At 61.5% G+C, this 24,219-nt stretch carries 23 protein-coding genes, 2 tRNA genes and 1 other RNA gene; 14 read left to right on the top strand and 12 right to left on the bottom strand.

The genetic code is table 11. From position 1 onward, the window contains the following. Window positions 1-8 precede the first annotated feature (8 nt). The 3 genes from O148_RS0110200 to aceE form a co-directional block, all read right to left on the bottom strand. Complete coding sequence (locus O148_RS0110200) at window positions 9-950, bottom strand: ACP S-malonyltransferase (RefSeq protein ID WP_026530821.1); 942 nt, start codon at window positions 948-950, stop codon at window positions 9-11. A 3-nt stretch (window positions 951-953) separates the two neighbouring features. Continuing rightward, the gene (locus tag O148_RS16080; RefSeq protein ID WP_084157255.1) at window positions 954-2,183 is read right to left on the bottom strand and encodes a PucR family transcriptional regulator; all 1,230 of its coding nucleotides are present in this window, start codon (window positions 2,181-2,183) and stop codon (window positions 954-956) included. Between the two features lie 108 nt (window positions 2,184-2,291). Next, a complete protein-coding gene (gene aceE, locus O148_RS0110190) occupies window positions 2,292-5,033 on the bottom strand; it encodes a pyruvate dehydrogenase (acetyl-transferring), homodimeric type (protein ID WP_026530820.1) in 2,742 nt (913 codons plus the stop codon). A 390-nt stretch (window positions 5,034-5,423) separates the two neighbouring features. Here aceE and O148_RS0110185 point away from each other — a divergent pair, with 390 nt between their 5' ends. The 6 genes from O148_RS0110185 (at window position 5,424) to O148_RS0110160 (ending at window position 8,780) form a co-directional block, all read left to right on the top strand. After that, window positions 5,424-5,852 (top strand): DUF3052 domain-containing protein, encoded by a 429-nt coding sequence (locus O148_RS0110185; protein ID WP_026530819.1) that lies wholly within the window; start codon window positions 5,424-5,426, stop codon window positions 5,850-5,852. A gap of 3 nt (window positions 5,853-5,855) precedes the next feature. Beyond that, the gene (locus O148_RS0110180; protein ID WP_026530818.1) at window positions 5,856-6,332 is read left to right on the top strand and encodes a redoxin domain-containing protein; all 477 of its coding nucleotides are present in this window, start codon (window positions 5,856-5,858) and stop codon (window positions 6,330-6,332) included. Continuing rightward, window positions 6,323-7,144, top strand: coding sequence for an NAD-dependent protein deacetylase (locus tag O148_RS0110175; protein WP_051620093.1), 822 nt, complete (start codon window positions 6,323-6,325; stop codon window positions 7,142-7,144). The genes O148_RS0110180 and O148_RS0110175 overlap by 10 nt, the downstream gene beginning before the upstream one ends. Before the next feature lie 63 nt (window positions 7,145-7,207). Beyond that, window positions 7,208-7,281, top strand: a tRNA-Val gene (locus O148_RS0110170). A 27-nt stretch (window positions 7,282-7,308) separates the two neighbouring features. Continuing rightward, a tRNA-Val gene (locus O148_RS0110165) sits at window positions 7,309-7,384 on the top strand. Between the two features lie 355 nt (window positions 7,385-7,739). Next, window positions 7,740-8,780, top strand: coding sequence for an iron-siderophore ABC transporter substrate-binding protein (locus O148_RS0110160; protein ID WP_035745758.1), 1,041 nt, complete (start codon window positions 7,740-7,742; stop codon window positions 8,778-8,780). A 23-nt stretch (window positions 8,781-8,803) separates the two neighbouring features. Here O148_RS0110160 and O148_RS0110155 read toward each other — a convergent pair whose 3' ends face one another. After that, the gene (locus O148_RS0110155) at window positions 8,804-10,177 is read right to left on the bottom strand and encodes an L-serine ammonia-lyase (RefSeq protein ID WP_026530815.1); all 1,374 of its coding nucleotides are present in this window, start codon (window positions 10,175-10,177) and stop codon (window positions 8,804-8,806) included. A 76-nt stretch (window positions 10,178-10,253) separates the two neighbouring features. Here O148_RS0110155 and gndA point away from each other — a divergent pair, with 76 nt between their 5' ends. Next, window positions 10,254-11,696 carry an NADP-dependent phosphogluconate dehydrogenase gene (gndA, locus tag O148_RS0110150; protein WP_026530814.1) on the top strand — a complete coding sequence of 481 codons (1,443 nt, stop codon included), beginning with the start codon at window positions 10,254-10,256 and terminating at the stop codon, window positions 11,694-11,696. Window positions 11,697-11,725: 29 nt separating this feature from the next. Here the strand turns inward: gndA and O148_RS0110145 are convergent, their stop codons facing one another. The 4 genes from O148_RS0110145 to msrA form a co-directional block, all read right to left on the bottom strand. Beyond that, window positions 11,726-12,679 carry a hypothetical protein gene (locus O148_RS0110145; RefSeq protein WP_035745756.1) on the bottom strand — a complete coding sequence of 318 codons (954 nt, stop codon included), beginning with the start codon at window positions 12,677-12,679 and terminating at the stop codon, window positions 11,726-11,728. 223 nt (window positions 12,680-12,902) lie between these two features. After that, entirely contained in the window at window positions 12,903-13,496 is a 594-nt protein-coding gene (gene epsC / locus O148_RS0110140) for a serine O-acetyltransferase EpsC (RefSeq protein WP_026530812.1), read from the bottom strand. Window positions 13,497-13,555: 59 nt separating this feature from the next. After that, window positions 13,556-14,491, bottom strand: coding sequence for a cysteine synthase A (cysK, locus tag O148_RS0110135; RefSeq protein WP_026530811.1), 936 nt, complete (start codon window positions 14,489-14,491; stop codon window positions 13,556-13,558). Between the two features lie 68 nt (window positions 14,492-14,559). Then, window positions 14,560-15,084, bottom strand: a complete 525-nt coding sequence (gene msrA, locus O148_RS0110130) for a peptide-methionine (S)-S-oxide reductase MsrA (RefSeq protein ID WP_026530810.1) — start codon at window positions 15,082-15,084, stop codon at window positions 14,560-14,562. 113 nt (window positions 15,085-15,197) lie between these two features. Here msrA and O148_RS0110125 point away from each other — a divergent pair, with 113 nt between their 5' ends. The 3 genes from O148_RS0110125 (at window position 15,198) to O148_RS0110115 (ending at window position 17,744) form a co-directional block, all read left to right on the top strand. Further along, window positions 15,198-16,034: a Nif3-like dinuclear metal center hexameric protein gene (locus tag O148_RS0110125; RefSeq protein ID WP_035745754.1), complete on the top strand. Its 837-nt coding sequence runs from the start codon at window positions 15,198-15,200 to the stop codon at window positions 16,032-16,034. Between the two features lie 79 nt (window positions 16,035-16,113). After that, window positions 16,114-16,854, top strand: a complete 741-nt coding sequence (locus O148_RS0110120; protein WP_026530808.1) for a zinc ribbon domain-containing protein — start codon at window positions 16,114-16,116, stop codon at window positions 16,852-16,854. After that, window positions 16,851-17,744: a reverse transcriptase-like protein gene (locus O148_RS0110115; RefSeq protein WP_240470847.1), complete on the top strand. Its 894-nt coding sequence runs from the start codon at window positions 16,851-16,853 to the stop codon at window positions 17,742-17,744. Before O148_RS0110120 ends, O148_RS0110115 begins: the two co-directional genes overlap by 4 nt. On the opposite strand, the gene O148_RS0110110 is transcribed toward O148_RS0110115, so the two are convergent. Then, complete coding sequence (locus O148_RS0110110) at window positions 17,731-18,492, bottom strand: YaaA family protein (protein ID WP_026530806.1); 762 nt, start codon at window positions 18,490-18,492, stop codon at window positions 17,731-17,733. The genes O148_RS0110115 and O148_RS0110110 overlap by 14 nt on opposite strands. 78 nt (window positions 18,493-18,570) lie before the next feature. Between O148_RS0110110 and rnpB the strand changes: the two genes are divergently transcribed. The 4 genes from rnpB to O148_RS0110095 all read left to right on the top strand — a co-directional run bounded on the left by rnpB (window position 18,571) and on the right by O148_RS0110095 (window position 21,264). Further along, window positions 18,571-18,962: RNase P RNA component class A (rnpB, locus tag O148_RS17155), an RNA gene on the top strand. 42 nt (window positions 18,963-19,004) lie between these two features. Continuing rightward, window positions 19,005-19,688 (top strand): response regulator transcription factor, encoded by a 684-nt coding sequence (locus O148_RS0110105; RefSeq protein ID WP_051620098.1) that lies wholly within the window; start codon window positions 19,005-19,007, stop codon window positions 19,686-19,688. 3 nt (window positions 19,689-19,691) lie between these two features. Next, window positions 19,692-20,915, top strand: coding sequence for a sensor histidine kinase (locus O148_RS0110100; RefSeq protein WP_026530804.1), 1,224 nt, complete (start codon window positions 19,692-19,694; stop codon window positions 20,913-20,915). Between the two features lie 172 nt (window positions 20,916-21,087). Then, window positions 21,088-21,264: a hypothetical protein gene (locus O148_RS0110095; protein ID WP_157374613.1), complete on the top strand. Its 177-nt coding sequence runs from the start codon at window positions 21,088-21,090 to the stop codon at window positions 21,262-21,264. 86 nt (window positions 21,265-21,350) lie between these two features. Here the strand turns inward: O148_RS0110095 and O148_RS16075 are convergent, their stop codons facing one another. Genes O148_RS16075 through O148_RS0110080 form a run of 3 tightly spaced genes read right to left on the bottom strand, consistent with a single transcriptional unit; the run spans window position 21,351 to window position 24,188 of the window. After that, window positions 21,351-22,205, bottom strand: a complete 855-nt coding sequence (locus O148_RS16075; protein ID WP_051620092.1) for an acyltransferase domain-containing protein — start codon at window positions 22,203-22,205, stop codon at window positions 21,351-21,353. Beyond that, window positions 22,205-22,801 carry a peptide deformylase gene (locus O148_RS0110085; RefSeq protein WP_026530802.1) on the bottom strand — a complete coding sequence of 199 codons (597 nt, stop codon included), beginning with the start codon at window positions 22,799-22,801 and terminating at the stop codon, window positions 22,205-22,207. The genes O148_RS16075 and O148_RS0110085 overlap by 1 nt, the downstream gene beginning before the upstream one ends. A 49-nt stretch (window positions 22,802-22,850) precedes the next feature. Then, window positions 22,851-24,188: a signal peptidase I gene (locus tag O148_RS0110080; protein ID WP_026530801.1), complete on the bottom strand. Its 1,338-nt coding sequence runs from the start codon at window positions 24,186-24,188 to the stop codon at window positions 22,851-22,853. Between the last annotated feature and the right edge of the window lie 31 nt (window positions 24,189-24,219).

The raw sequence follows: 24,219 nt of genomic DNA, 5'->3' as shown, positions 1-24,219 counted from the left end.
CTCCTGTACTACGCGCCGTCATTCATTTCGGACACAAGGTTCGCCGCGGCACCCAGGTCCTCCGGAGTTTTCAAGCCCACCGACGGCACGCCCTTCATGACTCGCTTGGCGATGCCGACCAGAGTTCCGGCCGGAGCCAACTCGATGATCCCGCTGACGCCGAGGCGCCCCATGGTCTCCATAGTGAGATCCCAGCGCACCGGTCGGGCGACCTGCTCCACGAGGTGTGAGAGGTATTCGCCGCCAGTGGCGACTTCGGAACCGTCAAAATTCGTGAGTATGGTGCGCGCGGGGTCGGCAGGGGAGTACGACGGCGCGGCCTCACCAAGGCTCGCACGCGCGGCTTCCATATAGCTCGTGTGGAAGGCCCCGGCCACCTTGAGCGGGATGACGCGGGCTTTTGCCGGCGGTTCCGTGGTGAAACGCTCGAGGTTCTCTAGGGCGCCGGCGGCGACGATTTGTCCGCCGCCGTTGACGTTGGCGGGGGTGAGGTCTGCGGCGCGAATGGCGGCGAGGACCTCTTCCTGATCGCCGCCGAGGACAGCGGCCATGCCTGTCGGTGTTGCCTTGGTTGCCAGCGCCATTGCTTGCGCGCGTTGGCTCACGAACTTCATCGCGTCCTCGTCGCTGAAAATACCGGCAAGTGCCGCCGCGGCGATTTCGCCGACCGAGTGCCCGGCAATGATCGCGTCTTGTGGCGCACCATCCAATCCGGCGGAGTCAAGGCCGGCCGCCCGCGCGCTCACCAGGGAAGCGGCCACAATGAGCGGCTGGGCGATGGCGGTGTCCTTGATGGTCTCTTCGTCAGCCTGGGTGCCGTAGTGAATGAGATCGAGTTCGGCGGCATCGCTCAAGCGTTGCAGTTGTTCGGCCACGCCGGGCACATCGAGCCAGGGGGTTAAAAAGCCAGGGGTTTGCGAGCCCTGTCCAGGGCAGAGAATTGCGAGCACCATTCAAGCATTCCAAACTTTTGTGGGGTTTCCCGGTGGCGGCATGACCATACTCGTCCCGCCGTTTTGTAGGTTACCTACAAGATTAGTCGATAGTCGGCCGGCAATCAGCGCGGCGTGCAGGACAAACGCTTCGCGAGGGATGAGCGGGTCCCAGCCGGTGATTTCGGTGACTCTGCGCAACCGATAGCGCACCGTATTTGCGTGGACAAAAAGCTCGCGGGCGCTGGTTTCTAAGGAGTGTCCCATTTCTACGTAAGCGCCAAGGGTTTCCAGCAGGCCGTTTCCTGCCTTGACGAGCGGCGTGTAAATGGTTTCTACAAGTTGGGCGGAGGCGGAGGCATCGCCGTTCATGGCGCGTTCTGGCAGCAGGTCGCCGGTGGAAATGGGCAGTGCCGCGGCTGGAAGCGCCGCGGCGGCCGTGACCGCCGAAAACGCGGCATTCGCTTGCGCTCCGGCTTCGACCAGACTCGGGGCCGGTGCCGACACCACCACCGGGCCCGGCCCCAACGAGTTCACGACGCGTTGCCCAGACTCGGGAGAATCGCGGTACCCGGCCAGGAAGAGCACAATGCGATCCTCCTGGATTCCCACGAGGGAGTCCTCGGAGAAGCGCAACGCCGAGCGGCGCAAATCGGAGACAAAACTCGGATTCGCATCCTCGGGCGCGCTACCCACAACGACCGTCACCGGGCTCTTCGATTTCCAGCCTAAAGCCGCAATCCGGGAGCGAAGCGAGTCAGAGTTTTCGCCGCGCAAAATGGCGTCGACAACGAGCGCCTCCAGCCGGGTGTCCCACGCGCCCCGCGCCTCGGCGGCGCGCGCATAGACGTCGGCGGCCGCAAAGGCCACTTCTCGAGAAAATCGCAACACGGCGAGCCGTAGCTTGTCTTCATCTCCGCCTGCGGCCAGCTCCGGGACGTGATCCTCCACCGTCCCCACCACGACCCGTATCAGTTGCAGGGCCTTTTGCAAGCTGATCGAGCGAGCAAGGTCGGTGGGGGCGGTGCCGAACACGTCGGCGAGAACCCACGTCTTGGCGGCGGGTTTTTGATACCAGGACACAAAGGAGGCGATGCCCTTTTGCGCTATGAGGCCCAGTGCGGTGCGGTCCCTTGGGCGCAGCTCGCGGTACCACGGTAGTTGCTTCTCTAATTCCTTGAGCGTCGCAGTGGAAAGCGATCCGATGGAGTTCTGCAGGGTTTGCAGTGTGGAGTTCTGGCGGCCGGGCATGTATTCGAGCATACGAGAAACACGGCGTTTGTGTGTTATCTACAAAAAACAGTGGGTGTGCCACCCCCCTGCAAGGGATGGCACACCCACTGTCACGTGTTGCCGGTGTTAAGCGTCGCCTCCGGCGTTGCCGCTGGTGCCCGCGTTGACGTCATCGAGGCGGTAGCGGTCAAATGCTTCGCGCGGCGCGTTCGCGTCGACTTCGCCGCGGCGTGCCAGCATTTCCAGGGCGCGCACCACGATCGAATGGCTATCGATCTTGAAGTAGCGGCGTGCGGCGGCGCGGGTGTCGGAGAAGCCGAAGTCGTCCGCGCCAAGAGTCGCAAACTCGTTGGGCAGGAACTGGCGGATCTGATCCGGTACCGCTTTCATGTAGTCGCTCACGGCCACGATCGGTCCGGTCGCGCCTTCCAGCTGCTTGGTCACGAATGGAACGACCGGTTCGGCACCGGGGTTGAGGAAGTTCTCCTCTTCGGCGCGAAGTCCGTCGCGGCGCAGTTCGTTCCAGGAAGTCACCGACCATACGTCAGCGGACACGCCCCACTCGTTGGCGAGGATCTGTTGTGCTTCCAGCGCCCACGGCACCGCCACACCGGAGGCGAGCAACTGGGTGCGCGGCCCGTCAATCTTGGCCGGGGCGAGCAGGTACACGCCCTTGAGCAGGCCGTTGACGTCCAACTCTTCGGGCTCTGCCGGCTGCTGGATCGGCTCGTTGTACACGGTCAGGTAGTAAATGAGGTTTCGATCCTCGGAGTCCGGGCCGTACATGCGGTTCAGCCCGTCCTTCACAATGTGTCCGATTTCGTAACCGTATGCCGGGTCATAGTGCACCACGGCCGGATTGGTCGAAGCCAAAAGCGGCGAGTGACCATCGGCGTGCTGCAACCCCTCACCGGTCAGCGTGGTGCGGCCGGCGGTGGCGCCAATCAAGAACCCGCGGGACATCTGATCTGCGGCGGCCCAAATCGAGTCGCCGGTGCGCTGGAAACCGAACATGGAGTAGAACACGTAGATCGGGATCATGGGCACGCCGTGGGTGGCGTAGGAGGTACCGACCGCGGTAAACGCGGCCATGGAGCCGGCCTCGTTAATGCCTGCGTGCAGGATCTGGCCCTGAGGGGATTCCTTGTAGGCGAGTACCAGGTCACGGTCCACCGAGAGGTAGTTCTGTCCCTTCGGGTTGTAGATCTTGGACGTCGGGAAGAATGAGTCCATACCGAAGGTACGCGCCTCATCGGGAATCACCGGGACCACATGGGCGCCGAATTCCTTGTCCCGCATCAGATCCTTGAGCAAGCGCACAAACGCCATTGTGGTCGCTGCCAATTGCTTGCCGGAACCGCGTTTGGCTACCTCGTACGCCTTATCGCCAGGCAATGCGAGTTCGCCAGGGTTATTACGGCGTTCGGGGAGCGAACCGCCGAGCTCTTTACGGCGCTCCAGCAGGTATTTGATTTCCTCGGATTCCGGTCCCGGGTTGTAATACGGGGGCAGGTACGGGTTAGCCTCGAGCTGCTCATCGGTCACCGGGATGCGCAGGTGGTCGCGGAAGCCCTTGAGGTCATCCAGCGTGAGCTTCTTCATCTGGTGGGTGGCGTTGCGGCCCTCGAAGTGGGGGCCAAGTCCGTACCCCTTGACGGTCATGGCAATAACCACGGTCGGCTTGCCCTTGAACTCGGTGGCCGCCTTATACGCGGCATACACCTTGCGGTAATCGTGGCCGCCGCGCTTCAAGTTCCATACCTCGTCGTCACTCATGTCCTCAACCATGGCCTTGGTTTGCGGGGTCTTTCCGAAGAAGTGCTCGCGCACAAAACCGCCGGACTCGGCCTTATAGGTCTGGTAGTCGCCGTCCAGGGTGGAGTTCATGATGTCCACCAGGGCGCCGTCATCATCCTTGGCGAGCAAGGCGTCCCACTCGCGACCCCAAATGACCTTGATGACGTTCCAGCCGGCACCGCGGAAGAACGCTTCCAGTTCTTGAATGATCTTGCCGTTGCCGCGAACCGGGCCGTCGAGGCGCTGCAAGTTCGCGTTAATGACAAAGGTGAGGTTGTCGAGATTCTCGTTGGCGGCGAGCTGGAGCAGGCCGCGGCTTTCCGGTTCATCCATTTCGCCGTCGCCAAGGAACGCCCAGACGTGCTGATCAGAGGTGTCTTTCAACCCGCGGTTATGCAGGTAGCGGTTGAACTGCGCCTGGTAGATCGCGTTCATCGGGCCGATGCCCATGGACACGGTGGGGAACTCCCAGAACTCGGGCATGAGCCGCGGGTGCGGGTAGGAGGAGAGGCCGTGCGGCGCATCCGACTTTTCTTGCCGGAATCCGTCCATGTCTTCTTCGCTCAAGCGTCCTTCCAGGAAGGCGCGAGCGTACATGCCGGGGGAGGCGTGCCCCTGGAAGAATACTTGGTCGCCGCCGCTGGGGTGATCCTTGCCCTTGAAAAAGTGGTTGAAACCCACTTCATACAGGGTGGCTGCGCCGGCGTAGGTGGAAATGTGGCCGCCCACCCCAATTTCGGGGCGTTGCGCGCGGTGCACCATGACGGCCGCGTTCCAGCGCAACCATGCGCGGTACTTGCGTTCAATTTCTTCGTTACCGGGGAACTCCGGCTCCTGATCAGCGGGGATCGTGTTGACATAGTCGGTGGTGGTCACCATCGGCACACCGACGCTGCGCGATCCTGCGCGTTGCAACAAGGAACGCATAATGAACTGGGCGCGTTCGGTTCCTTGGCTCTGAATGAGTTCGTCCAAAGACTCGATCCACTCGGCAGTTTCCTCCGGATCAGCGTCTGGCAGTTGGCTGGTGAGCCCGCTCAGAATGTCTTTGGTATCTTCTCCTGCGGCCACGTCTTACCTCTCTATAATCTGCTGGGAAAGCAGGGCATGAGCGCCGCCGCCCGCGCAAAGACTGATTTCAGTCCACAAACTGACGGCAGTTCCAAAACTGGAAACACGCTCTCAGCGGCTTTATTCCGCCGCGCACTCACGCTCGGTTTGCCCGGCGCATGGGTGCACATAAATCACTCTAGCCCGCAGTGCATTCCAATGCGTAGCCAGAGTGCCCCTCTTCGCCATGTGTGACGCCCGCGCCCGCCACCGCCTTTCCATCCGTCCCGGCTAGAACCGCGAAAATTCGCCTCGCGCGCCGGGGCGACTACCAAAACGCGCACAAATTAAGGACAATGTGAAGTAGCGCACGTGTGCGCATTTTGGCTCAACTGAGTGGGAGGAAAAGCGGTGAGCAAGGCGGAAGCCGCCACGGATCAGAGTGTGGCGAGCAGACTGGGTTTGCGCCCGGGAGATCTAGTTCAGGAATTCGGATATGACGATGACGTCGATTTTGACTTCCGTGACGACATTGAAGACGCCATCGACTCAGAATTGCTCACCGAAGAGGACCATGAAGTAGTCGACGCCGTGATCGTGTGGTGGCGCGAAGGCGACGGCGACCTTGTCGATGCGCTCATGGATTGCCAAACCTCGCTGGACGAGTCCGCGAGCGTCTGGGTGCTCACCCCGAAATCCGGACGGGACGGCTACGTTCCGCCCGCAGACATACAACAGGCCGCCCCGACGGCTGGCCTTCACTCGACATCCACCGCAGGTGTGTCCAAAGACTGGGCGGCCACCCGCCTCGTCCCCAAACGCACCCAAACGCAAAAGTAACGCGTGGCACGAAGGCAACCACTCGCCGTCGGACATCAGCTCGGTGAACTGGCCCTGGTCAATCACTATGGGGAAAATGTGGTGTTTACCCGGACCGGCCAACCCACAATCCTGGTTTTTTATCCGTTCGCGTTTTCGCGGGTGTGTACGGGCGAGCTAGCCTCGATCAACGCGCGTCATGGCGACTTTGAGCGCGCCGGCATCCGGCTGATGGGCGTGTCGGTGGACCACAAATTTGCCCTGCGCAGTTTTGCCGACGCCGAGGGCATCACCTTTGATTTGCTCGCCGATTTTTGGCCGCATGGTGCGGTTGCAGAGCATTTTGGCGTGTTCGATTCGGACAGCGGGATGGCCGGACGCTACACCTTTGCGATCAGCTCGGGCGGGGTCATCGCCGACGTGTTCAGTACGGACCTGGGGGTTCCGCGGCCCATGGAGAAGTATCAGCGGCTCGTGGACACGGTCGCGACGTGGGGCTAGATCTGCATTCGGTGGAGCGCGCGGCGGCGTTGTTGCATGGTCGGCGCATCACGGTGCTCACCGGCGCGGGGGTTTCGACCGACTCCGGGATTCCGGATTACCGGGGCCCAACGTCGGTCCGGCGCAACCCAATGACCTATCAGGAGTTTGTCGGCAGTGCGGATGCCCGCAGGCGATATTGGGCGCGCAATCATGTGGGCTGGGAGCACATGCGGCGAGCCCAGCCCAATAGTGGGCACCGTGCGCTGGCCGCAATGGAGCGGGATGGCCGGCTCGCCGGGCTGGTGACGCAAAATGTGGACCGTCTGCACGAGGACGCGGGAAGCCGAAACGTCATCGACCTGCACGGCCGCTATGACCGGGTGGTTTGCCTGCGCTGCCCCACGATTTTCACGCGCGCTGCCATTGGTTTGCGATTGAGCGCGCTCAACCCCGGTTACGCGGACGCGCATGCCGATGCCGCGGACGTCGCACCGGATGCGGACGCGGAGATTGCGGCCACCGCCGGTTTCCGTTTCCCGGATTGCCCGGCGTGCGGGGGAGTGTTGAAGCCGGACTTTGTATATTTTGGTGAGGGCGTGCCGCCCGAGCGCGTCACGGCGGCCTATCAGATGGTGAACGACGGCGATGCTCTCCTCGTTGCCGGTTCCTCCTTGGCCGTCATGAGCGGTTTGCGCTTTGTCCGCCATGCCGCCAAAGGGGGCAAGCCGGTGGTGATCGTCAACCGGGGAGCGACCCGCGGAGACGAGGTTGCGACAGTCAAGATCGAGCAAGGAACCTCCGAAGTTCTCGCGGCCATCGCCCGGTTGTGAGTTTTCGGCTCGGATACGGTAGATTAGTTGTTCGTTGCTTTGGCCCATTTCGGGTCCGGGTGCGGTTCTTTAGCTCAGTTGGTTAGAGCGCTGCCTTCACACGGCAGAGGTCGCTGGTTCGAGTCCAGTAGGAACCACGTTTCCCTCGACGAAGGGGAAAATTTGGGTCTTTAGCTCAGCTGGTAGAGCGCCACGTTTACACCGTGGATGTCATCGGTTCGATCCCGGTAGGACCCACCACAAATCTCGTAAGGGAACACCAACCATCGCCAAGATGATCGGCGTTCCCTTTTTGCTTTCTTACCGTCTTCGCCGGAGCGTTGCTCGCGCACGCACTCGACACCGGAGCTGTCGAGGTTGCGGTCACGGGGCTTCAGGCGGTAGTGCTCGAAGGCGTCAACTGGTCGTCGCCCTAGGGCTTCGCATGCCAACGACTGCCTCGATTCAAAGTCCGCAGCCACGTCACCACAGAGCTCCTGCCAATGCCAACGTCATGCCGGCCACATTTATGACCAGTTCAGTACCTGTTTTTGGGGCACCGTGCAAATGTAAGTTAGGTTATGGTTACCTAAATTAATTGCTCGAAAGGTGGCCCGTGAAAAAGTCTGGTTTTCCCTCACGTGTGTTCGTGCTGATTGCGGCACTGCTCAGTGTGGCGCTCTTGGCAAGCGGATGCGCGCCGAGCGCGAGCACAAACGGCGAATTACCCTCGTCAGGCGCTCCGGCAGACTCTTCGGCGTTCCCCGTCACCCTTGACTCGGCGCTCGGCCAAGTCACCATAGAGAAGAAACCCGAACGGGTCGTGACCATCGGCTGGGGGAGCCAGGACGTCGCACTCGCTCTCGGGGTAGTTCCGGTGGGGATGCAGGACATGTCCGGGAATACTGGGGACGGTACCGGAATCCTGCCATGGGATAAGGAACTCATTGGTTCGGCCGAACCCTCTCTCATCAAGTCCTCCTCGAGCGACATCCCGTTTGAATCGATTCTCGCGCTCAAACCGGATGTCATCCTGGCCGTGAACTCGGGCCTGGACCCCGAACAGTACAAGCGCCTGAGCGAGATCGCACCGACCGTCGCCTACCCAGGCAAACCGTGGCTCACCAGCTGGCAGGATCAAACCACGATCGTCGGCAAAGCGTTGGGCATGAGCGCTGAAGCCGAGGACCTCGTCACCAAAACAACCGACCTGATTGCCTCAGCGAAAAAGGCGAACCCGGGATTTGCGGACAAGACGATAGCCTTTGGCTCGGGTACCGCAGCCGATAGCTTCAACATCTACCAAGCGGGCGATTCTCGCGTACAGCTACTCAAGGAGTTGGGATTCCAAATTGCCCCCAGCGTCCCCACCGAAGGCGACAAGTTCGCCGTGCAAATGAGTCTAGAGAACCTGACATCCATCGACTCGGATGTCCTCGTCTCCTGGTTCCTTGACTCCGGGGTCCAGCAGTCACTCGAGAGCTCGCCGCTCTTCGCCGACATTCCGGCAGTCAAAAACGGCGGCTACATTCCGTTGACAGATCCACCCATGGTCTTCGCAACCAGCTCCATCACCGTATTGAGCCTGCCGTGGATGCTGGATAAATATCTGCCGCTGCTGAAGGCAGCCGCGGCAGGGGAGGCTCCGAAGCTCTAAGAACTCCGCGACCGGTCATTGGGTTAGCACTCGATGACGTTGACGGCGAGGCCGCCCTCGGACGTTTCCTTGTACTTGGTGGACATGTCCCGCCCGGTTTGGCGCATCGTCTCGATCACCGTATCTAGCGAGACCATGTGCTTGCCGTCTCCGTAGAGTGCCATGCGCGCACTGGCCACGGCCTTACCGGCGGCAATGGCATTGCGCTCAATACAGGGAAGTTGCACGAGTCCGGCCACCGGGTCACAGGTCAAACCAAGGTTGTGCTCCATGGCAATCTCGGCGGCGTTTTCCACTTGGGCAGGAGTGCCGCCCAAAATTTCGCAGAGCGCACCGGCGGCCATCGAGGAAGCCGAACCGACCTCGCCCTGGCAACCGGCCTCCGCACCGGAGATCGAGGCGTTGCCCTTATAGAGCGAGCCAATGGCGGTCGCGGTCAGCAAGTATCGGCGAACGGCCTCCGTCTTCACCTCATCCATCGCCTCGGCCAGGAACTCGTTGAAGTAGAACATGACCGCAGGAATGATTCCGGCAGCTCCATTGGTGGGCGCCGTGACCACGCGACCGCCCGCCGCGTTTTCCTCGTTCACCGCTATGGCGTAGGCCTGCAACCATTCCAGGGAGGTCTCTCGCTCGCCCTGCACGGAACGCAACTGTTCAGCAATAGCTGCCGCTCGCCGTCGTGCTTTAAGAATTCCCGGCAAGGTGCCGCGCGTGTCCAAGCCATTGGCAATGCTTTCCCGCATGGCCGCCCAAATGCGGTCAAGCCCGGCGTTGACCGCCTCTGGCGGGCGCAGCGCACACTCGTTGGCGAACGCAATCTCCGCGATGGAGAGACCTTCACGCTCGGATATCTCCAGCAGATCGGAGGCATATTGGTAAGGGTAGGGGAGTTCGGCATCAACCGAAACGGTGGCCGGCGCGCCTTCCTCTTCCACAAATCCGCCGCCGGTCGAATAGTAGGTGCGGGAGAGCAACAACTCTCCGGCCGCCGAAAAGGCATTGAAAACGACGGCGTTGGTGTGCCGGATCAGGATGCGGTGCGGAAGGAGCTCAATGTCAGCCGGGTTCATGCGTATGCGATGTTTGTCCATCAGATTGATGGTGCCTTCAGACTCGATCTGCGCGGCAAGCTCGTTTGGCAGGCTCGGGTTGACCGTCTCCGGATCCTCGCCCACGAGGCCCGCCAAGACCGCTTGCGGCGTCCCATGACCGATGCCGGTGGCTCCGAGCGAACCGCACAATTGCACCGAAATCCGGTCCACACCGGTGAGAAGGTTGTCCTCGATGAGGGTGGTGCCAAAGAGCTTCGCTGCTCGCATCGGGCCCACCGTGTGTGAGCTGGAAGGACCGATGCCCACACTGAAAAGATCAAATACAGAGGTGTAGCACGTCATGATATGACAGGCTATCTCACCAACCTGGGCAGGAGCGCTAGGCTATTGCTACACGTGGAACTACCTCAGGAGAGTTATGAGCGCACAAATTGGTGTCACCGGTCTTGCCGTGATGGGAGCAAACCTGGCACGGAACCTGGCCCGCAACGGATACACCGTTGCCGTGCACAACCGCTCGGTGGAAAAAACCGACGCTCTCCTAAGCGCCCATGGTGACGAAGGCGACTTTATTCGCACCGAATCCCTGGAAGAGTTAGTGCAAAACCTCGAGAAGCCGCGACGGGTGCTCATCATGGTGAAGGCCGGCGCTCCGGTCGATGCGGTGATTGATCAGCTGGTCCCGCTCTTGGAAGAAGACGACATTGTCATCGACGCCGGAAACTCGCATTTTGAGGACACCCGGCGGCGAGAGGCAGCCCTGACGGAGAAGGGGTTGCACTTTGTCGGCGTGGGCGTCTCGGGTGGCGAAGAGGGCGCGTTGCTGGGGCCCTCCATCATGCCCGGCGGATCCAAGCAGTCCTACGAGTCCCTGGGACCGATGCTGGAGAAGATCTCTGCCAAGTATGAGGGCGACCCGTGTTGCGCCTGGATCGGCACCGATGGGGCCGGTCATTTCGTGAAGATGGTGCACAACGGCATCGAGTATGCCGATATGCAGGTCATTGGCGAGGCATATGACTTGCTTCGCTCCGTGGCAGGTCTTTCACCGGCGGAGCAATCAGAAATTTTCGCCCAGTGGAATACCACCGAACTTGCCTCCTACCTGATTGAAATCACCTCCGAGGTGCTTGCGCAGGTGGACGCGGAAACCGGCAAGCCGCTGGTGGACGTGGTGGTGGATTCGGCCGGGCAGAAGGGCACAGGGCGCTGGACGGTGATCTCCGGTCTTGATTTGGGTTCCCCCGTGTCCGCGATTGCCGAGTCGGTGTTCGCTAGGGCGCTCTCCTCCCAGCGCGATCAACGCGCTGAGGCGCAAAACGTCTTCGCTGAGGCGGCCGGTACTGGCGGGAGCGAGGTGCCAGAAGGTTTTGTGGAGGATGTTCGGCAGGCGCTCTTCGCATCCAAATTGGTGAGCTACGCGCAGGGTCTGGACATGTTGACCGCCGCCGCAGACCAGTATGGCTGGGATCTCAAGTTGGATGAGATCGCCTCGCTCTGGCGCGCCGGATGCATCATCCGGGCGGACCTTCTCGATGACATTATGCGCGCGTACCAGGGCGGGGACGCCCCGAAGAACCTCTTGTTCGCTCCGGCGTTTGCTCGGGCCATGGCGGGCGCGGTTCCGGCGTTGCGGCGCGTGGTCGCCGTCGCGGCCGAAACGGGGGTCCCGGTTCCGGTGTTCTCCTCGTCGCTTGCCTACTTTGACGCGCTACGACGGGGCCGGTTGCCCGCCGCCCTGACGCAAGGCTTGCGCGATTACTTTGGCGCTCACACATACGGACGCATCGACAAGCCAGGCACCTTCCACACGCAGTGGTCTGGTGACCGCAGCGAAGTTGCGGCCGTAGACACGCACTAGTTGCACACGGGCCTCAAGAGGAGCCGGCGCTACTGGTAGGACACAAACCAGGGCGTCGGCTTCACTTCTGTCATGGTGCGTTCCGGGGTCAGCATTTCGGTGTCTTCGTCGTAGAAATTCTTCCAACCGAGCCAGGCGCCCTTGGGCAACCCTTCTTGCAACGCTGTCCAGGTTGCCATTTTGTCGCCGAGCGCGCCCTGGCCGTCGGCGTGAATGATCGTGGCCAATTCTTTGCGTATCGCAACGTTCTGACGGTCCGGAAGCATATCGAGGCGGAACTGGTGCAGAATGAAGACCTTTTGCGGCAGGTCGTTTTCGGCGGTCACAGTGGCCAACCATTCACTGGTGCGGTTCACTTCCTCCGCCCAAATCTGGCCGATCTGCTGTAGCGGGAACTCATTCGGGCCAAGGCGCCACTCGGGGTCCAATGCGAGGCCCACGTGGGGCTCTTTCAACAGCGGCTCGTAGAGTTTGGCCTGCTCTAGCGAATCCGTGCGGCCGCTTTGCAGGTCCAACACCACGTAGACGCCAGCTTCCTTTGCCGCGTCGACCCAGGGGCGCAGCTTGTCCACGGGCCACTCATTGGAAAAGTTTCCATCGGGGCCGGGTTGCCCGGCAGCGACGGTGGCAATGATTTCAAAGGCCGGAATCACCGGTTCCTTGCTGAACGGCTGATATTGGGCGGCAAGATCCTTGACGCGGGCGATCGATGCGGGAATGTCCTGTTCGCCGAGCACACCGAGGCTCGGGCTTCCCGGGTGCCCGTAGAGTGCCACGAACCGTCGATTCGGAAACACAATGCGTCCGCCGCCGGGGAGCGTTTGGGGAGTGGGCGTGGGTGTCGGTGTGGGAGTGGGCGTCGGTGTGGGCGTCGCCGGTGGGGCAGAGACGGTTGCGCTCCCTTCCGCATTTGGCGAGCCGGACGTGCAGCCGCTTAGCGCGAGCCCGGTGGCAACGGCTCCCAAGCCCCATGCCTTCGTCACCGCGCGACGCGAAACGCCGCCCGATGAGATCCCCGTTTTTCCTGCGCTACCGGTGTTCCCCCGAAAAATGATGCCGTCCTCCCCAACGTGGTATGCCGCGCCGCAAACGCTCCAAGCACCCTGCGTTGAGGATCGGCTGATACGCGCGGCAATTACTGTCAACACTCTCACGGTTTGCCGCCGCTGGCACATCTGAATGCGGGAAACTCCGCAGCACGTTGCGCTAAATGTACATCGCGGGATCGATGTACTCCGCCGGGTCCACGGCCGGCTTCGTCTCGCGGGCCGCGTCGCGATGCCGCCACCGGGCAGGGATCCCGGTGATAATGGACTCCGCGGGCGCGTCCTTGACCACTACGGCGTTGGCGCCAATGGCCGAATCGGCGCCAATGACCACGGGGCCGAGCACCTTGGCACCGGCGCCAATCGTTACGCGCGCGCCAATGGTGGGATGGCGTTTGACCTTCTCAAGGGATCGGCCACCGAGAGTCACACCCTGATAGATCATCACGTCATCGCCGATTTCGGCGGTTTCGCCAATCACCACTCCCATACCGTGATCGATGAAGACACGGCGGCCAAGAACCGCTCCGGGGTGAATCTCAATGCCGGTGAGAAAACGGCCGAATTGGGCCAGCGCACGCGCCGGAAACCGCAACATCGGGTTGGTCCACATGCGGTGGGTGAGCCGGTGAATCCAAATGGCATGCAGACCGGAGTAGATAAAGAAATTCTCGAGACTGGATCGGGCAGCGGGATCGTGCGAGCTAGCCGATGCCAGGTCTTCTCGCAGCCGGGCTAAGACCCGGCCAGCCACTCCGGTACGCGGTGCTCGTGAAGAGTCTCGTGAGGTATTCAGTGTCGGCCTTTCCCGCGTTAGCCCCGAATATCGTCAAAGAGAACGGTGGAAATATAGCGCTCGCCGTAATCGGTGACCACCGCCACAATGAGTTTGCCCGCGTTCTCCTCCTTGGCGGCCTCTTCAAGCGCCGCCCACACGACCGCTCCCGACGAGATGCCGCCCAGAATGCCCTCTTGGGTTCCCAGCTCGCGGGCCACGCGCACCGAGTCTTCGATCGTGGCGTCATAGACCTCGTCATAGATCTCGGTGTCCAAGATTTCGGGAACGAAGTTGGCGCCAATGCCCTGAATCTTGTGCGGCCCCGGTGCGCCGCCGTTCAAAATGGGGGAGTCGGCCGGTTCCACAGCCACCACCCGCACCGAAGGCTTCCGCTCCTTCAACACTTGGCCCACACCGGTGATAGTCCCGCCTGTGCCGATACCGGACACAAAAACATCCACTGCGCCGTCGGTGTCGTCCCAGATTTCTTCGGCAGTCGTGGCGCGGTGAATCGCGGAATTCGCCTCGTTCGCGAATTGCCGGGCCCAAATCGCGTTCGGTGTCTGGGCCACAATCTCTTGAGCTTTCTCCACCGCCCCGCGCATGCCTTCGGCACCCGGAGTCAGCACAATCTGCGCACCGTAAGCGCGCAACATGACGCGGCGCTCGTTGGACATGGTTTCGGGCATCGTCAGCACAACGTTATAGCCGCGGGCCGCGCCGACCATGGCCAAGGCAATTCCGGTGTTCCCGGATGTGCCTTCCACGATGGTGCCCCCAGGCTTGAGGTCCCCGGACGCCTCGGCGGCATCGACAATGGCGACGCCGATACGATCCTTGACACTGTTGGCTGGGTTATAAAATTCCAGCTTGACCGCCACGTCCCCCGGCAAATCCTTGGCTAGCCGGTTCAACTGCACCAACGGGGTCTTGCCGACCACCTGCGTGACGTCACTGTAAATCTGTGCCATAACCGCTTCCTCAAGTGTTCACCGAATGCGTTCTCTGACGCCCAGACTACCGGGGGATTACCGGCGGGCTAACTTGTGAGCCACTCGGCGTAATATTTGCGCGCCTTGGCCAGCTTCGGATTAATGATCACCTGGCAATAGCCCTCATAGGGCCGCTTCGCATAAAAATCCTGGTGAATCTCCTCGGCAGGGTAGAAGGTCTGCAACTCTTCCAACGTGGTGACGATCGGATCCTTCCAATCCGCTTGCGCCTTTTCGATGGCCGCAGCGAACTCCGCCTTCTGCTCCGGCGATTGATAAAACATCGCCGAGCGGTATTGCGTCCCCACGTCATATCCTTGGCGGTTCAGCGTGGTCGGGTCATGCGAAGCGAAGAAGAGGCCCAGGATGACCTCATCCGGCACGATCGACTCGTCAAAGGTCACCTTCACCGCCTCCGCGTGCCCCGAGGTTCCCGAACACACTTGCTCATAATACGGATCGGCGGTGTGCCCGCCGGTATATCCGCTCACCACATCCGTGACGCCGCGCGTCTTGCGATACACGGCGTCCAAACACCAAAAACAGCCACCGGCCAATACAAAAGTTTTCACAACTACATTTAAGTACGACGGCGATACTTTTGTTCCAGAGCGCATCTCGCCTATTTGCCGCACGGGAATGATATGACTGGTGTATGCGCACTACAGAGCCGGGGACCCGGCCAATGCCAAAGGTCCCCACCGTGGCCGATGTCCAAGACGTCCTGGAGCAATTGTGGCCGATGTCCTTGGCCGAGGATTGGGACGCGGTCGGCCCGGTGGTGGGGCGCAGAGGGGCCGAAGTCCGCAGAATCCTTTTTGCGGTGGATCCCACTTTTGATGTGGTTCAAGAAGTCATCGATAAAGACACTGACCTTTTGATCACGCATCACCCATTGCTCTTGCGCCCGGTCAACGGTGTTTTTGACTCACATTTCAAAGGCAATCTGGTGCAGTCGCTCGTGGAAGCCGGATGCGCTCTCATTACGGTGCACACCAACGGCGACAGCGCCATCGGCGGCGTCTCCGACGTGCTCGCCGACGTGCTGGGAATCCGCGGCACCACTCCGCTTGAGCCCGTTGGCTCCGAGGACTCCCCAGAAGGTATCGGCCGGGTTGGCAACCTCGAAGAGTCCATGACGCTCGGTGATTTCGCGGCGCGCGTGTATTCGGTGCTGCCTGCGGTGGCCGGGGGAGTGCGCGTGAGCGGGGACCGCAACGCGCTGATTCACCGGGTCGCGGTGTGCGGCGGGGCCGGCGACTCGCTCTTCGACGCCGTACGAGCCCACGACGCCGACGTCTTCGTGACCGCGGATTTACGCCACCATCCTGCCTCTGAGGCGCGCGAAGCCAACGACGGGCGGCCCTATCTCATCGATGTCTCGCACTTCGCGAGCGAATGGGTGTGGCTCCCAACCGCTGCCGGTGCCTTACAACGCGCCCTTGATGACCACGGCTTCAGCGCTGACATCGAAGTGAGCACAATCAACACCGACCCGTGGGACTTCATTCTGACACCCTGATGGCGCAACGGTCCGCGCCGCTTCTCGCGTAGGCTAGTTACCCAAGCTCGTCACATTATCGACAATCGTGGAGGTCACGGTGGTTAAAGCACCCGCGGCAGAACAGCGGCGTCTACTGGATCTGCAAGCCCTGGATGCCAAACTCAAGCATTTGCGAAGCCAGTCCAAGGAGCTCGCCGCGGACCCGGAAATCAAGTCTGCGCAGGAAATGCTGAGCGCAGAGGAGCAAGACCTCGTTGCCGCGCGCACCGCCATTGAGGATATCGAGCGCGAATTGAAACGCTCGGACGCAGATGTGGAGACGGTACGCGCCCGGATCGATCGCGACCAGTCGCGCCTGGACAGCGGTGAAGGGCTCTCCAAGGACCTCCTCGCCCTGCAAAAAGAGCTCGAAACCCTCACCAAACGGCGCAACGAGCTTGAAGAAGTGGAACTGGAAATCATGGAGCGCCTCGAAATCACGCGCGCCGAGGAAGCAAAAATTGTCACCCGGGTAGAAAGCCTGCGGGAGAAACTGGGAGCCCGCGAGGATGAGCGGGACGCCAAACAGGCTGACATCGATGCCAGCGCCCGCGCCCTGAGCGACCAACGCCAGGTGTTGGCCGGTTCGTTTGCCGATGACCTGCTCGCCGTGTATGAGAAAACCCTTGCGCAACGCGGAATCGGTGCCGCGCGACTCTTTCACGGCCGTTCGGAGGGGTCCGGTATGGACCTCAGCCCCGGGGACCTCGCAGAGATTAACAAGGCTGGCGAGGACGCGATCGTGTTCTGCCCCGATTCCGGGGTCATCCTCATCCGCAGCGAAGAGTGGAATTCGTGAGCCTCTTTGAATCCGAGGACCTGGTGCCGGCGACGGCCAGGAAACTGATTGTCGAGGCCGACGGCGGTTCTCGCGGCAACCCCGGTCACGCCGGATACGGGGCACTCGTGCGTGATCCTGACACCGGCAAGATTCTGGCCGAAGACTATAAATATTTGGGCACCGTTTCCAACAACGTGGCCGAATACTCCGGGCTCATCGCCGGGCTTACCCTGGCGAAAGGCATCGACCCGAAGGCACGCGTTTTGGTGCGGATGGATTCCAAGCTGGTGGTTGAACAGATGACCGGCAACTGGAAGATCAAGCACGCCGACATGCGCGAACTCGCACAGCAAGCGCGCGGAACGTACCCGCCGCACTTGGTGGGTTACGAGTGGATTCCGCGCGAAAAGAACAAGGACGCGGACCGGCTCTCCAACGTGGCGATGGACGAAGGGATGGGCAAGCCCGCCAAGCCTGCCAGGGTCGGCGAGAGTGGGAAACAGGGATCCTCGCGGACACCGCGCCTGCACCACATCGAGCTCTGGTGCACCGACCTGGATGCCGAAAAACCCTCGTTTTCCTGGTTGCTGGGCGAACTCGGGTTTACCCAAGGGCGCACCTGGTCGAACGGAATCGAATACCGGGCCCCCGATTTTTATCTGGTGCTGGAAGCGGGAGGCGACGTGCGTGATGAAGCGTATGATCGCCGTCGTACGGGTATGAATCATGTGGCGTTTGCGGTGCCCACCCGCGCCGATGTGGATGCGATCGCGAAGGCCGCCCCCGAGCACGGCTGGACGCTCATGTTTGCCGACACGCACCCCTATGCCGGGGGCGCCGAACATTATGCGGCGTACCTGGAGAATGAAACTGGCTTCGAGGTGGAGATCGTCGCTAGCGAATCGTGAGATCCAGCTGGTGCGGCTTTTTGGCGGTTGCCGGAATCAGATCGACGTCCCAGTGTTTGCTCGCCGCGGCGGCTAATTGACTCGGTGAGGCGACGCCGGCGCCGCGCCGCTGCAGAAGCACCCTCGCCAACTCGCCTCGGGTGTGCTTGGCGAAGTGCGAGACCACGGTCCGCTTTCCAGCGCGGATCTGGAAGACGTTCACGGCAACCGTCTGCTCCGCCGGTGGAGACCACGCCTGCTGGTAGGTGCTGGAGCGGCAATCGATGATGAGCTGATTCTTAGCGACGGGGGCCAACGCTTCGGCGAGCCGAGGCTTCCACCAGGTGGACAAGGGCCCGAGATCGGGGAGTGTGGCATTCATCGGGAGCCGATAGGCAGGTATCCGGTCGCCGAGGCGCAAAGCGCCCCACAGCGCAGAAATGACGAGAACATCCGCTTGCGCCTTTTCACGCTGGCGCGGTGTCAGGGTGGGGTAGCCTAGTGCGTCATAGAGGACCCCGGTGTACACCCGATGGGCAGGGGCGGCCGGTTCCCGCTCTAGGCGCACATTGCGCTCAATTTCTGGGAGCAAGGACTCGCCCACGTGCAGTAGCTTGGCCGCCTCGGGCAACTGGCTGGTTCGCTTAAGGTTCTCGTGGATGAATTCGCGCGATGTTTCCAGGCGCGGGAAGCTCAAATCCTTGATCGCAAACGGTTCTCCGCGGGTTGCCGGAGTCTTTCCTTCGGAAGGCGGGAGCAAAATCAGCACCGAACTATCCTAGCGGTCACAAAAGTTGTGCATGCTTAAAGCTTTAAGTGCCGAGGGCGTAAGATAGTACCTAGAGGATGGGCTGACCGGGTGATCGCGTGGTTTTGTGCCACGAGGAACGTCCGGGCTCCGCAGAGCATGGTGGTGGGTAACACCCACTCGGGGAAACCCGCAGGCTAGTGCCACAGAAAATAGACCGCCATTTACGCTCCACCCTTAGTGGGGGAGCAGGTATTGGTAAGGGTGAAACGGTGGTGTAAGAGACCACCAGCCTTGATGGTGACGTCAAGGGCTCGGTAAACCCCACTGGGAGCAAGGTCAAATATGGGTACGTTTGAAGATGACTCGTCTGAGTACTCGGGTAGACCGCTTGAGATTGCCGGCAACGGCAACCCTAGAGAGATGATCGCCTCCCGGCATCGAGTAATTGGTGCCGGAGACAGAACCCGGCGTACAGGTCAGCCCCTCCTTGTACCCTTCTCACACACTGGCAGGTGAGGGTGATGCTCGCCATGGAAAAAGCCACAATAGCCCCAACCGGGGTACGCAAACCACGGGTAGCGGTGGTTGAGGACCAGGATCTGTACCGATCGATGCTCGTCGGCACCCTCAGGGAACGCAATTTTCCGGTGGTCGCGGTGGCACCCGGGGTGCCGCAGGCGCGCGCCATGAGCAGCTTCGCGCAGGCCGACGTGGCCATCTTGGACATTGAACTCGGCGAGGGCAACGGCATTGCCCTGGGCGTGTGGTTGTGCCGGAAGTACCCGCGGATACGGATCATTTTGTTCTCGAGCTTCGACATGATGGACGTGCTGGTGGATTTTCCCGACCCCGTGGTGCGGGGGTGGAGTTACCTGTCCAAGACGTCCTCGCTGAGCGTCGAAACCTTGGAGCGCTCCATTATCGCCGCGGCAAAGGGGGCCAGGGTTCTAGATCCTGAACTTGTCAGCCGCGCCCGGCCGCGCACCGACACCGCGACGGCTGCGCTGAGTCCCCGTCGTTTCGAGATCCTCAAACTTGTGGCGACCGGAATGTCCAACGTCGCGATCGCCGAGGATCTGGGACTTTCCGTGCGGTCGGTGGAGAACCATGTCAACGCCGTCTATTCTGCACTCGGTTTGCCCGTGGATGAAGGCGCAAACCGGAGAGTTCTTGCCACCTTGACGTTCCTGAAAGAGACATCACGGAGTTTTTGAGAGATGGCCAGTAATCTCAACTTCGCCAGTGACAATCTCAAGGAGCTGAGGGCCCGCGATATTCGCGAAGACCGGCTGCGGATGCTCGTCTTTTCCGGCATTATCCTGATGGTCATTGGGCTCACCTATGTGGTCTCGGCGGCATCGTGTCCGCGTGCGCAAGGGTGTATGGCGGATGTGTCCTACAGCTTTGACCTGTGGCCGGACGGCAATCGCGTCCCCGGACTGATGCTCATTAATGTGGGTGGTTGCGTCCTCTATCTGCTGGTGATTGCGCTCAGCGATCTTTCCCAGCGTCGCGGCTGGGATCTGTTTTTCTCGCTACTGGTGTTGGCGTTGAGCGGCGCTGCGTTTCGCTTCATGTTGATTGACCTGAATGGCGGGAGTACCCGTCCGGATGCGGATCGACTCTACGTGGATACGTTCACCTCCTTTATTGCGGCCTTTACCTCGGTCATTTTCGTCCTGATCTTGACCCGCACGGCCCGCAAAGCGCGTGACAAGGATCGGGAACTGGTGCGTGAAGCGCTGGAAACCGAGCGGGCGTTGCAGGCGGTGGAGCGTGGGGAGCTGCAGGTGCGGCGCGAAATTTCGCACCGGTTACACTCCTCGTTGCAACAGCACCTCGTGTTTGCCCAGGCTGCGGTGCGCGGAATCCGGGAGCGGCTACGCAACGGTGATATTTCGACCGCGGATGAGGGCTTGGAGCAGCTGGAGATGCGTATCGAGGAAATTCGTGAACGCGAGGTGCGCCAAGTCAGCGCCGCGCTCTACCCGGTGGGCTTAGATATGGGCATTGTCACCGCCATCAGGGCCCAACTGCGCCAGCTTCCCATGTCCATCTCGGTAAATGTTGCCGTCAATGACCCGGCCGAGCGTCTGAGCGATCTCGACAATCCCGCGCTCACCGACGAAGAAGCGCTGCTGGCGTTTAGCCTCTTCCAGGAGGCGCTGACCAACGCGCTCAAGCACGGCAGGGCGACAGCCCTAAGTGTCACGATTGCCTTTGCCTCAGCCGGTACTGGACGGCAGGTGTTGACCGTGTGTTTGGAGGACAACGGGAAAGGATTGGTTACTCACGACCCCAATTTCCGCGGTCTTGCTCGGTTGCAACTGGGATTGCAGCGGCGCGGCGGGAAGTTTCGGTTGGAGCCGCGGGCCGGCGGCGGCACCCGTTTTGTCTTGGAGATGCCGATTCAGGCAGAGAAAAACCCCGGCACTCAATAAATGGGGGGACTGTGTGCCGGGGTTTTGATGCGACCAGGACTCATCCGCAGAATCCCGTAACGGGCCGCTGATATAAGTGAACCAGTTTCGGGCCCTCCGCGCAGACAGTTCTGGGTGCTAACACCTAAAGGCAAGGGCACCCACGCAAAGGTGGCAAGATAAACACATGAGCATGGAAAATTTGAATCCCTTGGAAATGGCCGAGAAGAATCTGCGCGAAGCGCGCCGCCTGGTGGACGAGGCGAAGAAGTTCGGTGAACCGCAAGAGCGCATTGACGAGTTAGAGCGGCTCGCGCAGACCGCCCAAGAAGACGTTGACCGCGTCACGAAGGACCGCTCAATCAACTAACCTCTTCTCATCTATGTAGCGCGACACGCCGAGAAAACCGGGGTTTTCTCGGCGTGTCGCGCTACATAGACGGGAGGGGGACGGGGTTAGGGGAGCGGGAGGTAACCGGACGCGGTCTGCCAGATGCCACCCGCCTCGATGCGCTCCAGCACAACGCGCTGAATTGAGCGTTCGCGTGGGAGCGTGGGGACGCGCCTCACGTCGTGAGTGCGGAACGTGAAGTAGAGGGCTGAGTCCTGAGAGTCCTGGGGCGTGCCCCACAGGGTGAATCGCTCGGCAAAGCTCACAATGTTGCTGCTCTCAGGCAGAGTCTGTACCAGGTAGGGATCCAGCAACCAGGATGCGCACACACCCCAGTCCACGTCGGCGCCATAGACTCGCCGGAAAAACGGCCGCGCTTTGGCCAGGGATGCGTCCACGGCTCCAGGCGTCATGGGTCCCGACTCGGGAATATGGATTCCGAGGTCGAATTGTTGATCTGCGCCTACCGGGAGTGTGTGGTCGTGCTCTTGGATTTGAAACTGCAGCCGGCCCAGCTGAAACAGCGAGCAACTGGCTTGTTGCAACAGCCACCACCACGTTTCACACCCGAACACGCCAAGAGTCCGGCGCGATAAGCCGATGTGCCGCCCAATGTCGGCGATGCTCGCTCGGCCAATCTCCTCGCTTACCCCGTGCTCGGCATACCACTGCGCTTGCTCGGGAATGAACCAGATCAGTGCGGCAATCCAGGACATTTCGTCTTGGTCGTGGTCAATGGCGTGGTAGCCCGGGCGGCCCACAATCGAGTGCAAATGCGCCAATTGTTCAGTGAGCGCCTCCGGCGGCATCCGCTCGAGCAGATCGCACACGTCCCGGAGATCCGTCTCGAGGATCCCCGCCCACTCAACGAGGCGTTCAATCGGCCAGGAACCGTTGTCCGGTGCAACCCCGGCAGGCATTAGAGTCCTTCTTCCTCGACGGCGTCGTGCCCAAACGGATCCGGGTCCACCCCTGGCATCCAGGTCAAGCCTGGGACGCCCCAGCCGGCCCTCTTTGCGGCCCGGCGAGCCCGGCGCGCGTACCGATCGTTGAGACGGTCCACATAGAGTTTCCCGTCGAGGTGGTCGTACTCGTGTTGCATACACCGCGCGAACCACCCGGTTGCCTCGAAATCGACCGGCTCACCGTTCTCGTCGACTCCCTGCACTCGCACCCAGTCGGCGCGCTTGAGCGGGAAGTTCTCGCCGGGAACGGACAGGCACCCTTCGCTCTCCTCATCGGGGTCGGGGGCGGAGCCGGGAATTTTGCCGAGCGTCAACAAAGGGTTGATGATGGCACCACGGTGAGCAACGCCGTCGTGGTTTTCCATGTCATAGACAAAAATCCGCTTGCCCACCCCGATCTGCGGGGCGGCCAGCCCCACCCCGTTGGCAACGTCCATGGTTTCAAACATGTCGGCGACGAGGCGGCGAATCTCCTCATCGATCGTCTCCACCGCCGTGGCGCGCTGATGCAGCACCGGGTCGCCTTGAATGCGGATGGGAAAAACGGTCACTGAGCGTCCTTAACGGTGGTAGAAATTGTTACTTTCCCACCCTACTTGCTCAGCCCTCTTGCCCTGCCTTGTAGTGGTTGAGGGCGTCTTGCGGGGTCAGGACGCGGTTGTAGATGGCAATGTCATCCATGAACCCGGGGAAGGCATTGGTTTGCGGGTCTTCCGGCCAGCCGTCCAGCCGGTCCCAACCGATCCGCCAATACCCGGTGTACGTTTGGATGTCGCCGCCGGTCTTTGAGGAGACGACTTGCCCGTCGACCATGAGCATCATGCCCTGCGCGCTGCGGGTGGCAATCACGTGGTGCCACTGCCCATCGTCATACCGGCCGGGGGTCTTGAGCAGGTTTGGCCCCCACGGGCCGATGCCAAAGAGGATGTTTCCGGACCGGTTCATGTACACGTTGCGGTCATAGTAGTACGCCGGGTTCTCGCGTTCGGAGCCGAACCCGATGAAACGCGCCCCTTGCCCGCCCACCGAGGCGCGGAACCAGAATTCGAGGCTGAACTCGCGGGGCCCGGGATCGGGAATGGACGGCAACAGCGTCATGCCGGCCCGGTAATTGGAAAATTTCAACGCGCCCTTGCCAATGCGGCCGGCGGTCGGGTCAATGGTCACGCCGCGGTTGAGCGATTGCGAGTTGTTTCCGCTCGCGTCGGCGGCGGGGTCGGCGGATTGGCCGCGGTAAAAGACCAACGGCTTGTCCGCCAGCACCACATCCTTGTAAGTACGTACGACGGCGGAACTAAAGTTAGCGGGTTTGCTCACCTGGGACGTGAAGTTGGCAGAGGCGAGGGGCACGGAGAGCGAGGAGGCGCCCAGCGCCACTATGACGATCGACGCGACGGCCGTGGCGCTCGCCGCAGAGAGCGCGGTGCGCTCGAGCGTGCGCTGCTGGGCAAGGAGCACGAGCGCCCCGACGCCGACGAGCGCCGCGATGAGCGGGAGTGGGTTGCCGGTGGCGGCCAGGAGTCCCGGAGCGCCAATCCAGGGAACTCGGATCATGCCGATGCCCTTGAGCGCGTCTGGTTGGATGGGCGTGGAATCTGCTTGTCGGTTCGCGTCCCCCTTGAGGGTGAGGGTGCCGTCGGCATTGCGTTCAAGGATGCGGTGCAGACGGAGGGTGCCGGGCTTATCGGGGTCGTTGACGAGCGCGACTTGTCCGGCCGAGGTTTTATTCGCGTCGATGGGCATGGTCAAAACCACGTCGCCGGTGCTGATCGCCGGTTCCATGGATCCTGAGGACACTGTGGTGGGGGTCCAGCCGAGGGCGAGCGGAGCGATGGCCCAAAACACGAGCCCGAAGAGAATTGCCAAAAGGAGCCGAGCCAGGATCATGACACTGAACTGTGGGACGCTGAGGTCTTGAGTTTGGGTGTGATCGTTCATGGCTCGGCTCCTTGAGATGGCTGCGGATGTG

The organism is Haematomicrobium sanguinis DSM 21259, from assembly GCF_000688395.1.
In the GTDB taxonomy this organism is placed as follows: domain Bacteria; phylum Actinomycetota; class Actinomycetes; order Actinomycetales; family Micrococcaceae; genus Haematomicrobium; species Haematomicrobium sanguinis.
The sequence above is the reverse complement of the archived record's forward strand: the minus strand, read 5'-3'. Positions and strand labels throughout refer to the sequence as shown.